Below are 10,929 nucleotides of genomic sequence, written 5' to 3'. Positions count from 1 at the left end.
TTAGGACCAGATGCAATCGACGGCACAGTGGTGAATGTGAACGGTACCAACTACACCGTGACAGCAGCTGACCTTGCAAATGGTTTCATCACAGCAACTCTGGATGCAATAGCAGCAGATCCTGTGACTGGTCAGATTGTGATTCATGCTGAGGCTGTAGATGCTCAAGGTAACGTGGATGTTGCAGATGCAGACGTAACAGTAACAATTGATACAACTCCACAAGATCTGATTACAGCGATTACGGTTCCTGAAGACTTAAATGGCGACGGTATCTTAAATGCTGCAGAACTTGGCACAGACGGTACCTTCAATGCACAAGTGGCGTTGGGACCAGATGCAATCGACGGCACAGTGATTAATGTGAACGGTACCAACTACACCGTGACAGCAACTGACCTTGCCAACGGCTTCATCACAGCAGCTCTTGCCGCAACAGCAGCAGATCCTGTGACTGGTCAGATTGTGATTCATGCTGAGGCTGTAGATGCTCAAGGTAACGTGGATGCTGCTGATGCTGATGTAACAGTAACACTCGATGTTACTCCACCAGATATCACTACAACTGTGTTAGCAATTGATCCAGTTACTGCTGACAACATACTGAATGCAGTAGAAGCAGGTGGTCCGGTGACCTTAACAGGTACCTTGACCAACATTCCTACAGATGCTGCAACAACAGAGGTTGTGGTGACTGTAAATGGTGTTGATTATACTGCAACCGTGGATGCAACAACGGGTCTTTGGACCGTTGATGTAGCTGGTAGTGGCCTTGCTGCAGATCCAGACTTAACAGTTGATGCAGTAGCAACCTTTACCGATGCGGCGGGTAACCCAAGCACAGTAGCGGATACACAAAGCTATACTCTTGCGGGTTCTATTCCTGCCTTTGACAACACTGATCATGCAGTTCTTAGTCCGAAACCAGCTCTTGTTGGTGATGATGTAAGCCTAGGCAGTACTTCTTATTTAGTACTTACATCTGTAGCAGGCTTAGACCTTCAACTTGGTGGTAATTCTCTAGGATTTACTGTCGCTGATGGTCATGAAGGTGATGTCACTTTCCAATATAGTGGCTTAATCGACGCAGCTGTACTTTCTGACTACAAGCTAGTAGTTCAGAAATTCAATACAGCAACTAACCAATGGGAATCTATCCATGGCGATGCTGATTCATCTTTAATTAGCTTGCACTTGTTAGGTATTGGTACAGGTAATGTTCCTGGTGCAGTCCTTGATGGTTTAGATGCGGGTCAATACCGCGCATTCTTAGCCTACGATGGATTGTTAGGAGTTGGCGTATTAGGTACTCTTTCTGCCACTATGGATGATTATGACTTGTCTGTAGCAGGTGGATATGAAATTGGTAATGCTGAAGGTAACGTGATTACTGATCCGGATCCAACAACAGGTCAAATCGATCAAGTAACTCCAGATACTTTTGTTTCATCAGTAAATGGTCATGCGATTGATGCTGATGGTGAGACATTTGCAGGTACTTACGGAACAATTACTTTCTATCAAGATGGTAGTTATGTTTACGTACCAAATGCAGATGGTTCTGGTGTAGGTCAAACTGATGTATTCACATATACATTAACTGACTCAGTAACTGGAGCAACTGGACAAGCTAATCTTAATATCGTGTTTGATTCGATTCGTGCAGCGGATAATCTTGTTGAGGTTGAACTCAATCCACAATATCAATTGGTGGGTACAGAGACTGATTCGGCATTCTATGGTGTTCTATTAAATGTTGGAAATATTGTTGACTTACAACTCCTCACTGTAGATACAGTTGACTTTACTATCGCTGCTGGTCAGGAAGGCGTTGCAACATTCAACTTCAATAGTTTGATTGGTGCATCTGCTTTAGGTGACTACAATGTTGTGTTGCAAAAATACAATGATGCGACAGGACAATGGGAAGCTGTGAATGGTACAGGTGATCGTTCATTATTGAATTTAACCTTACTAGGCACTACACCGACAGCACAGATTGCAGGACTTACTGAAGGCGAATATAGAGCATTCTTGTCATTCAGTGGTGCAGTGGGTGGCGCACTCGCAGTAACATTAAACGGCAGTGTAGATGTTTATAACCCTGCGGTTATTACTGGTTACGATGTTGTGGCAGCTCATGGCAATCTAATCTCTGATCCAAATACAAATGGTGATGTTGATATTGCTACACCTAACAGTATTATTAGTGAAGTCAATGGCATTGCAATTGGAGCATCTCCAACTGAAATTATCGGTGCTCACGGTACTTTACTCATCTATGCAAATGGTGATTACACCTATACACCAAATGCTGATAGTGCTGGTTTAGGTCAGGTTGATCAATTTACGTATACCTTGTTAGACCCTGCTTCTAATACAACTTCACAAGCTACGTTCTATGTACATCTAGATAGTAAAGCTGTGGATATGAATTGGGATGCAGCTGATCCATCACAACCTGCTACTGTAACAATCACAGCAGTGGATGATGCTGTAAATGCTGCAATTGCTGCTGAGCCTCATTTAATTGAGGATGACAGAGCATTGGGTAGCGCAAGTTACCTTGCATTGTTATCGTTGGCCGGTATCAATCTACAAGCTCCTTTACCATTCGTGAATAGTACTGTGGAGTTCAATGTAGGCGCTGGTGAAAACGGAACTGCAACCTTCAAATACAGTAGTTTAATCAATGAAGGAGCGCTTGGTGATTACCAACTTGTAGTACAAAAATTCAATACTGCTACTAATAGTTGGGAGTCAATTACTGGTAGTAGTGAAGCTTCCTTGTTGAACTTGAGTGTATTGGGTATAGGTGTGAATGCGACACCAGGAGCGGTTGTTGAAGGACTTGATGAAGGTCAATATCGTGCCTTTATGACATACAACGGCCTATATGGTAAGAGTATCCTAGGCACATTGTCTGGTACGATGGATGTTTATGATCCAAATCAAATTGACTTTACTGGTCTAGCAACAGAAGGCAATGTGATTACCGGACTTGGCGTAGGCACAAATGCCGATACAGTAACGGGCTTCACAATTGTTGATTCGGTTACTGTGAACGGTGTGACTACGAATGTTGATCCAAATACTGGCACAACTATTCAAGGTCAATACGGTACGCTTCAAATATTCGCAAATGGTGATTACAGCTATACACCGACTAATACCAATGCCAACCTAGGTCTAGTTGATCACTTCACTTATACATTGTCTGACCCTATGGGAGGCAATATTAGTGCAAGTCTAGACTTTACAATTGGTAATAGTACTCCAATCATCGCGGTTGATGACTTGGCTGTAGCAGTCATTAATCCAGAGTATTTACAACTCCAAAATGATGTGGCGGTAGGTAGTACTACGTATCTAGCATTATTATCATTGACTGATAATTTTGACTTCCAAGCTGGTGGTCAAAGCGTTAACTTTACTTTGACCGATAGCACCTTAAATGATGTGACCTTCAATTACGGTGCATTAATAGATGCAAGTCTGCTTGCTGACTATGTACTCGTGGTTCAAAAATTTGATACTGCAACGAATCAATGGGTAGCTGTGAATGGTACTGGAGATGCTGACTTACTCAGTCTTGCAGCCTTTGGTGGAAACTCAGTGACATTGGAAGGCCTAGCAGCCGGTCAATATAGAGCTTATATGACTTATGCTGGTGGTGGTGTCGGAGTTAGTGTGCTAGGTACATTGTCAGTTCAAAAAGATGTATTTGATGCGACAAATATCACAGGCTACAGTACACAAGTCGCTGAAGGTAACGTTATCCATGATGTTGGCCTAAATGGACACGCAGATACTGCTTCTGGTTTCAGTACAGTGACTAGCGTTGACTTTAATGGCACGACATTTGCGGTTAATGCGACAGGTGTAACAACAATTGTGGGTGACCACGGTACATTGTCAATCTACGCTAATGGTAATTACAGCTATGAACCAAATGGTGAGGCTGCAAGTCTTGGTCAAGTTGATCAATTTACGTATACCTTGTCAGATGGTGTAAATACATCGCAAGCGACCTTGTATCTACATATTGATAGTGATGCTATTGATATGACTTGGAATACAAGTGACCCATCACAACCTGCAACAATTAATGCTGTAGATGCAATCGATAATGTGGTTTCTGCTGGTGTAGATATCGTTCCTCAAGCCACATTCGATGTAGCTATAGGCTCTGCAACTTATCTAGCATTGCTAGGAATTACAGAGGACTTTAATGTACCGGTATTAGGAACACCAAGTGTTGGATTTACAATTGACGCTGGCCATGAAGCTGAAGTTACCTTCTCATATGGTGCATTGCTATCAGTATCATTATTGAATGATTACAAAGTGGTATTGCAACAAAAAGGTGCCGATGGTTCTTGGTACAATATTGATGGCGGTACAAGTACTGGCTTACTCAACATTGGCGTATTGGGCAGTGGTGGCTTCGGTGCAACGGTTCAACTCGATCAAGGTGAATACCGAGCATTTATGGTTTACACCGGCTTAGGTTTGGGCTTACTAGGTACAATGAGTGTAGTGAAAGATGACTTTGATTACACAGTTGCTTCTACTAATACAGCAGTAGTTGCAGAGGGTAATGTACTGACTGATGATGTAACGACATTAGCTACTCAGGTTACAACCGTAACTTCTGAGGTAGTGGGTGCTCTACCACAAACAGTAGGAACAGATACAGTTATAAGCGGTGCATACGGTACATTGGTGATTTCTACAAATGGTCACTACACCTATACACCAAATACAGCTGATCTGAGTGCAATTGGTAAAGTGGATTCATTCACTTACACAATTCGTGATGCAATAACAGGAACTACTGATACTGCAACATTACATGTTCAGGTAGGTTCTCCAGACGTTACAGTGACTTGGAATACTGCAGATCCTTCAGTAGATGGTATTGTTCCTGCACCTATCGCAAATCCGGATGAGATTACGGTCAACAGCATTTTAGTGAATGCAATGACTAATATTGATCCGCTTGATAATGGTCAAGGTTCGTTTAGTACACCACTAGGTACTCCGCTCACTCCTCGAACTGGCACAATGACTTACAACTTCACAGTTGATGCCAATGATATGAGTGATGTCACAATTTACGCAGTTCCTGGTGCAGGTTTGAGTGTGTTACCTTCTTACACAATTACTGTAACGAATAGTGCAGGAGTTGTGGTTGGTACAGTAACGGGTACTTCTCTAGCAAATGCTGTAAGCCTATTAGATGGCGGTGTTCGTTTGACCTTAAATGATTTAGAAGCTGGTACATACACAGCGACTATCTCTAGTCGAAACATCTTAGGCCTTGGTTATACCACTTCAGTATATATGGGCGAAACAATCACTCATCTAGATAGCTATGACTATACTGGTGCTAATGGTGGAGTGGTTTCTGGTAATGTACTGGAGGGTGATGCAATTGGAGGAGTTGCTGACATTGCTGAGGGTTCTCAACTATATGTATTGAATACCACAACTGGTACATATGAACTTGCTTTAGGTCAAGCTATCGATACAGGTACAGGAACGCTACATATGTATGCGAATGGTTCGTATACATATCTGCCAAGTACTTCTTCGACAGCGGCATCTGACGTAATTGAATATAAACTGGTATCAGGAATAACTGGTCAGGAATCTTCATCTAGCTTGACGATCAATCTAGATAAAGAATTTAACCTCAGCACGGGCGATGATATTGTAGTTAGCTCAGCTGGCCAAGATGTTCTTAACAGTAATGCAGGTGGTTCAGATACTTTAGTCTTTAATGTATTGAATAATGCTGATAATGCTGGTGGCAATGGTGTAGATACATGGAATAACTTCCACGTAGGGCCAACTGCTTCCGATGCTGATGCTGACAAAATTGATATAAGTAGCCTATTGGTTGGTTACACTGGAAATGGTACTGCAGCATCATTTGCTGGATACCTCACAGTGACTTCTGATGGTACAAATACAACTGTTAGTATTGATCGTGATGGAGCTGGAACAACTTATGCTACAACAGATTTACTTGTATTAAATAATACTGATACGACCCTAGATCAATTGTTGCAAAACAATCAAATCATTTTCTAATCTGATAAGTGATTTATAAAAAAAAGAGCCTTCGGGCTCTTTTTTTACGTCTAAACAATACGTTAACTTAGCTTTTTACATGTTCATGTTATGATGCATTGAAAACTTTATAGAACAACAAATAACGGATAGGGACTGATTTCGAGTGACAGCATTTTTAAACTTCCAAAGACAACTGAACCTTTGGTTAGAACATATCGCTCCCCATGTTTCAGATCTTCAGAAAGAAACGATTTTATTCATATCATTTGGTCCCAAAGACCAAAGATGTAACGTATGGCATAGTAAAAAGATAAGCTTTTCACAAGCAAAAAAAGAATTATTAGATTTCATTAATGATCAGTTTGCACAGGAACCACTTCCAGACTATATAAAAATTGATGTTGCATATAATTTAGCAAGACAAGCTTGGAAAGTAGTAGAACAGCAGGTCCATCATCAATTTCATAACAACCACTATCGTCGAGGTATTGGATTTGATGAACAATGTTCGGTTGCATTTCTTGAGCAGGAGATTTATGGAAAAGCAATCATTCGAGGTTTGAGCTATGACAAACCCAATTTTTTTGATGAAACAAACCTGAATTACGCAGTTAAGCAGAAATATAATACGACTAAATCACAGATTAAATTACAAGAGTTACAAGATATTTGGACTTTTGATACCTATGCAGCATTTTATGAAAATGGGCAATTCATTAATTTAGCGAGCCGCTATGATGCGAATGGTATTAGAGCGATTGCAAACAATAAGAAACAGCATTTTCAGTCGTTAATTGAAAAAAATTCGGCATTTTTGCATGATCAGATTCAAGAAAATGGCAAATTTATCTATGGCTATTTTTCTGCTTATGATCGGGACATCCGTAACTATAATACGGTACGCCACTGTACCTCGGTGTATGCGTTGCTAGAAACATTTGAAGTGCAGAGCAAACCAGAATATTGGCCCAAGGTACATGCTGCTATTCAATATGCGCTGACCAACTTTTATAAAGAAAAAGACTCTGAAATCAGTTTTATGATTGATGGTAAAGAAGGGGAGTTTGAAATTAAATTAGGTGCCAATGCGGCTGCTATTTTAATGTTAACTAAATATCAAGAAATTACCCAAAAAAATGATTATCAAAAATATGCAGAAAAACTAGCAAATGGTATTTTAAAATTAGTCGATTCAAATGGCTCAACCACTCATGTATTAAATTATCCAGATTATGATTTAAAAGAAAAATTCAGAATTATTTATTATGATGGTGAAGCTGCCTTAGCTTTATTAAGGTTATATCAAATTAACCAGAATTCTAGTTTATTAGAAACTGTTAAATTGATGTTTGAATATTTTATTAAAAATAGATATGAAAAATATCATGACCACTGGTTAAGTTATTGTACAAATGAACTCACTAAAATATGCCCTGAAGATAAATATTTTATTTTTGGTTTAAATAATTATTTAAAACATTTTATTTTTATTCGAAATCGAAAAACGACCTACGCAACTTTATTAGAAATGTTAATGGCTGCTTATAAAATGGTGAACCGTTTAAAAGAGCAGGGCCGAACGGTACTTTTTGAGCAGGCTTATATGTCCGAGCTTCAAAAGCTAATTGAGTTTAGAGCTGATTTCCAAACGACAGGCTTTTTTTATCCGGAAATGGCGATGTATATGGCTCGGCCAGATAAAATTTTACATGCATTCTATATCCGCCATGACCGTTTTCGAGTAAGGATTGATGATCAAGAACATAACTTATCCGGCTACATCGCCTATGTAAAAGATTACAAAGGTGATGAGTCATGAAGTATCAACCCGTTGAAATCAAGTTATTAGCTCATATCGACACTACAAATTTTGATGAAGCTGTATGGCAATTCGAAGTTGATGATGATATTTCCGTATTATTATTGATCGACTATGCACTAGAACAATTTCAACAAAAAAAAGTACAGGCTCAAGACGTCTATGTCGTGCCACAAAAAATGAGTGAGCGAATTGGACAGCAAAGCTTAGGTTTAGAAACATCTGAAAGTTATACATTTACCGAATTATTGCAGTTCTTAATTTTTACTCAAGCAGCAGATGTAAAAGATACTTTAAGTAAGATGCTCTGCGGTACAAATGAGCAAGCATCTTTAATTTTCTCTAAAAGAGCTGCTACCTATAACTTAACTCTAAAAAATGCAGGTAACCAAAATCAGTTAAAGCATTTGTTTTTGTTGCTTAGAAAAATTTTTAGTTACCCAATTGAAATAAAAAAACTTTTTTTTATTAAGGAACTTATTTTTAAAGGAAAGTCTTATCTTCCTCAGACCTCATTAATGGCACAGAACGTAGTAGAGGTCTTATATCTTACAAACTCATTTAGAAAAATTTATCTTACTTTCTTTGAAGAAAACCAAACGATTGGTTTCTTTTTATTCTTAGATGATATTCATCGCGCTGAGCATTTGATTCCTTACTATCATTGTTTTCAAGCACAGAATGTAAAACCTAAAGTTTGCTCTGCTCCAAGTGGCATTATTAACATTTTGGGGGATACCTACTTTGGGGAAATCTACACTGAAAAACGTAAGGCGAGAGGACAAACGGATGCTCTGCAGCAATATGGATATGACTATTCATTCGATAAAATAAAAGCCTTTTTAGACGAAAATGACCTAAATATTGCTAACTTTGAAGCGGTCTTTGCTTTAGAAACTCAATCACCTTTAGCACATAAAAAGCCATTCATTCTTAAAGCTGATGTTGAACAAACATTAGGTGCGTTCAAAAATATACACCTTACCCATGTTGTACTGGCAAATAATCATCTAAAAGATTATGGGGAGCATGGATTAATTTATACATTACAACAATTTGATCAAGCTAATATTTCTTATATTGGGGCTGGCCTAAATCAAAAAGATGCTCATAGCTACTTTGAAATCACTTTTAATAACAAGCATTACGCTATTTTTAATGGCTATTGGCACAGAGACACGGCCTATTTAGATTATGATTTTTATGCTTTAGGTCATACAAATGGAGTTTCGTGTTTAAATGGAGTTTTGCTTGAACAAATAGGCCGTTATAAGCAGACTAACCCTGAGCATAAAATTATTGTTATTTGTCATTGGGGTGTCGATTTTAAGCCCATTACAAAAGAGCAGAGCAGACTTGCTAAGATTTTAACCCAAGCGGGTGCAGATCTTATAGTTGGTCATGGTGCTCATACTATTCAACCTCTTCAGATGATCAACCACAAGCCAGTCGTGTTTGGTATTGGCAATGCTGTCTTTAATAGTAATGGTGAATATGACGCACACAATGCTTTACCTTATGGCTGTATAGCAAGGTTAGATTTGTCAAAAGATCAGCTGCGTTTATATCCAATCTACACTAATAATCTGAAAACATTTTGGCAACCGTATCCAGTCAATGCTGAAGATTTCTTAAAAGCCAGTAGTTACATGACAACTTTACTAGCCCAGGAAAATTATTACACGTCACAAGATGATTTAGGTTTTTACGTGGAAATGAGTTTTTAATAAAGTTTATGGATAGCGTTGATAGTTTTCTAAAATTGTTTGAAGTTGTACGGGCGTAAAGCCTAAATTTCTAAGTCCACCACTACCAAGTTTACATTCTGCGCTTGTCATAATGTTGGTTGGCGTACGTTTAGTTGCGTTCGGTGCACATACATGTTTTAGTCCAAAAACATGGCCCATCTCATGTACGCTACCCGCCTGAATATTATAATTGAGACGGTTCCAGTCTAATAAGACAAAAGGTTTACCATTATTGCGAAACGCTCTACTCGTTACATCCTCAAATTTCCACTTCGTTGAGTAGGCATCATAAATGAAAACAATAACCTCTTTGCTCGCTGTCCGTTTAGGAAAACAGGTATTTACACTTGCAGGAATGGTCTCGGTCGTAATTGGGTAAGGCTGATTAATCTGTTGTTTTAAATCACAGCGTAATTTTGAGAACTCTTCATAAGGGATATAACGATGTAATTTAAACTTGAAAATTTTATTATTTTTATCATCAACATAATATCTATTTAGTATTTTAATTTCCTTGCGCATCTGTTGATAATTATCAAACTTCGTCGCTTCTGGTGTATTGGTTGTAAAAACAAAAGTGACTGGAACAATAGGGCGACCATCTATAGATACTTTAGGGGGTTCTCCTGACGTAAAAGGAGGACGTGTAGTACAAGAAACGCATAGTAAAGTTCCAGTAACCACCAGTAATATTTTTTTCATGCAGATCTCCCTCAAGCCCACCTTGGATTGCATTTAGTTTTAGTCAAAAATTTTTATATGATATGAATTATGTCAATTTTTATGGAGTCCATTTTGACAACTCAGTATGAACTACATCGACAGATTTTAGAAGTCATTGCTTTGATTCCTTACGGAAAAGTTGCAACTTATGGGCAAGTTGCTCGTATGGCAGGATTACCTAAACATGCAAGATTGGTGGGCTATGTTTTAAAACATCTTGAAGCTGATCATCAAGTTCCTTGGTATCGTGTGATTAATTCTCAAGGCAAAATTAGCCTAAGTAAATTTAATGAAAAGGGCGAAAATATTCAGCAATTAAAGTTGGAAGCTGAAGGCGTCTATTTGTTAAATGGTAAAGTTAACTTAAAGCAGTTTGCTTGGCAGCCTTAATGTTCAGATTAGAGCCTAATTACACATGAAAAAGAATGATAAACGGTTTAGTGGAGCAATATGATTTTTAAGTTTGATGGCACAGATGAGTTATGCTGAAAAAGGGAAGCTTTAACTCAACCTTTTAAGATATAAAAGCCTATCTTGCTCAATTTAGCCAGACAGGCA

General features: G+C 38.6%; 5 protein-coding genes. 4 read left to right on the top strand and 1 reads right to left on the bottom strand.

What is annotated here, in order from left to right:
* From KTI78_RS01940 to KTI78_RS01930, 3 genes are all read left to right on the top strand, one after another.
* Nucleotides 1-6,099 (top strand): BapA/Bap/LapF family large adhesin (locus KTI78_RS01940; protein ID WP_262445021.1); only part of this gene is annotated, 6,099 nt, incomplete at its 5' end.
* A 145-nt stretch (nucleotides 6,100-6,244) separates the two neighbouring features.
* Complete coding sequence (locus KTI78_RS01935; protein ID WP_262445020.1) at nucleotides 6,245-7,900, top strand: poly alpha-glucosyltransferase; 1,656 nt, start codon at nucleotides 6,245-6,247, stop codon at nucleotides 7,898-7,900.
* Nucleotides 7,897-9,627, top strand: a complete 1,731-nt coding sequence (locus KTI78_RS01930; protein WP_262445019.1) for a CapA family protein — start codon at nucleotides 7,897-7,899, stop codon at nucleotides 9,625-9,627. The genes KTI78_RS01935 and KTI78_RS01930 overlap by 4 nt, the downstream gene beginning before the upstream one ends.
* A 6-nt stretch (nucleotides 9,628-9,633) precedes the next feature.
* Here KTI78_RS01930 and KTI78_RS01925 read toward each other — a convergent pair whose 3' ends face one another.
* Complete coding sequence (locus KTI78_RS01925; RefSeq protein ID WP_224991562.1) at nucleotides 9,634-10,350, bottom strand: metalloprotease; 717 nt, start codon at nucleotides 10,348-10,350, stop codon at nucleotides 9,634-9,636.
* Between the two features lie 81 nt (nucleotides 10,351-10,431).
* Between KTI78_RS01925 and KTI78_RS01920 the strand changes: the two genes are divergently transcribed.
* Nucleotides 10,432-10,761 carry an MGMT family protein gene (locus KTI78_RS01920; RefSeq protein ID WP_079748510.1) on the top strand — a complete coding sequence of 110 codons (330 nt, stop codon included), beginning with the start codon at nucleotides 10,432-10,434 and terminating at the stop codon, nucleotides 10,759-10,761.
* The last annotated feature ends 168 nt before the right edge of the window (nucleotides 10,762-10,929 follow it).

Origin of the sequence: Acinetobacter sp. WU_MDCI_Abxe161 (genome assembly GCF_025514355.1) — a bacterium.
In the GTDB taxonomy this organism is placed as follows: Bacteria; Pseudomonadota; Gammaproteobacteria; order Pseudomonadales; family Moraxellaceae; genus Acinetobacter; species Acinetobacter pittii_E.
The sequence above is the reverse complement of the archived record's forward strand: the minus strand, read 5'-3'. Positions and strand labels throughout refer to the sequence as shown.